General features: G+C 43.2%; 2 protein-coding genes and 1 pseudogene. All 3 read left to right on the forward strand.

Going from position 1 to position 1,533, the window contains the following annotated elements; translation table 11 throughout:
* Nucleotides 1-140, forward strand: a pseudogene (gene rpsD, locus ACTHSP_RS20475) (30S ribosomal protein S4); the annotation flags it as partial.
* A gap of 25 nt (nucleotides 141-165) precedes the next feature.
* Nucleotides 166-1,152 carry a DNA-directed RNA polymerase subunit alpha gene (locus ACTHSP_RS20480; protein WP_049351000.1) on the forward strand — a complete coding sequence of 329 codons (987 nt, stop codon included), beginning with the start codon at nucleotides 166-168 and terminating at the stop codon, nucleotides 1,150-1,152.
* Nucleotides 1,153-1,176: 24 nt separating this feature from the next.
* On the forward strand, nucleotides 1,177-1,533 hold a 357-nt coding region (rplQ, locus tag ACTHSP_RS20485), incomplete at its 3' end, for a 50S ribosomal protein L17 (protein WP_440346820.1).

Raw genomic sequence — 1,533 nt, forward strand, 5'->3', positions numbered from 1 at the left:
TGGCTACTCAAATTGGCTTGCCAAGCTGGGTATCTGTTGATGCCGACAAATTGGAAGGTGTATTCAAAAATATGCCGGATCGCTCAGAATTGTCTGGCGATATTAATGAACAGCTGGTGGTAGAGTTCTACTCTAAATAATGCTAGCTCAATGAGGGACAGTTAAATGCAAAATAGCACAACCGAATTTTTGAAACCTCGTCAAATCGATGTAGATACTTTGTCTTCCACACGGGCCAAGGTGTCTATGCAGCCATTTGAACGTGGTTTTGGTCATACTTTAGGTAATGCTTTGCGTCGTATCTTACTGTCATCCATGAATGGCTTTGCCCCAACTGAAGTAGTTATTTCCGGCGTATTGCACGAATACTCTACTATTGATGGTGTTCAAGAGGATGTTGTTGACGTTCTCTTGAACATTAAAGGTATCGTATTCAAGCTTCACGGTCGTAACCAAGTTCAGTTGACTTTGAAAAAAACAGGTGCTGGTGCTGTTGTAGCCGGTGATATTGATTTGCCACACGATGTGGAAATCATCAATCCTGAACATGTTATTTGCCACTTGTCCGACAATGGTCAAATCGACATGGAAATTAAAGTAGAGCAAGGTCGTGGTTATCAATCTGTTTCAGGCCGTCGCGTATTGCGTGATGAGAACAAACAGATTGGTGCGATTCAGTTGGATGCGAGCTTTTCGCCCATCAGTCGTGTTAGCTTTGAAGTTGAACCTGCACGCGTAGAGCAACGCACGGATTTGGATAAATTGGTTTTGGATATTGAAACCAATGGTTCTATTGATCCAGAAGAAGCTGTACGTAGTGCCGCACGTATCTTAATTGACCAAATGTCTATTTTTGCAGATCTGCAAGGTACTCCGGTTGAAGAGGTTGAAGAAAAAGTGCCTCCTATCGATCCTATCTTGCTGCGTCCTGTAGATGATTTGGAATTAACTGTACGTTCAGCTAATTGTCTGAAAGCTGAAGATATTTACTATATTGGCGATTTGATTCAACGTACTGAAACCGAGCTTCTCAAGACCCCTAATTTGGGTCGTAAATCTTTGAATGAGATCAAAGAAGTGTTGGCCTCTAAAGGTCTGACATTAGGTTCCAAATTAGAAGCTTGGCCGCCTGTAGGCTTAGAAAAGCCGTAAGTTTGAAGATTAAAGGATAATGACATGCGTCATCGTAATGGCAACCGCAAATTAAACCGTACTAGCAGCCACCGTGCTGCGATGCTGCGCAATATGGCGAATTCCTTGTTGACTCACGAAACCATCGTGACAACTTTGCCTAAAGCAAAAGAATTGCGCCGCGTAGTTGAGCCCTTGATTACCTTGGGTAAAAAACCTTCTTTGGCAAACCGTCGTTTGGCTTTTGACCGCACTCGCGATCGTGATGTTGTAGTTAAATTGTTTGACGAATTGGGTCCACGCTTTGCTGCTCGTAACGGCGGCTATGTTCGTGTACTGAAATACGGTTTCCGTAAAGGCGACAATGCTCCTTTGGCATTGGTTGAATTGGTTGATAAAGCA

The sequence above is a fragment of the Neisseria sp. P0001.S005 genome, from assembly GCF_051963715.1.

Excerpts from the sequence above, each read along its gene's own strand:
- ACTHSP_RS20480 (WP_049351000.1), top strand. The coding sequence starts at position 166 with ATGCAAAATAGCACAACCGAATTTTTGAAACCTCGTCAAATCGATGTA.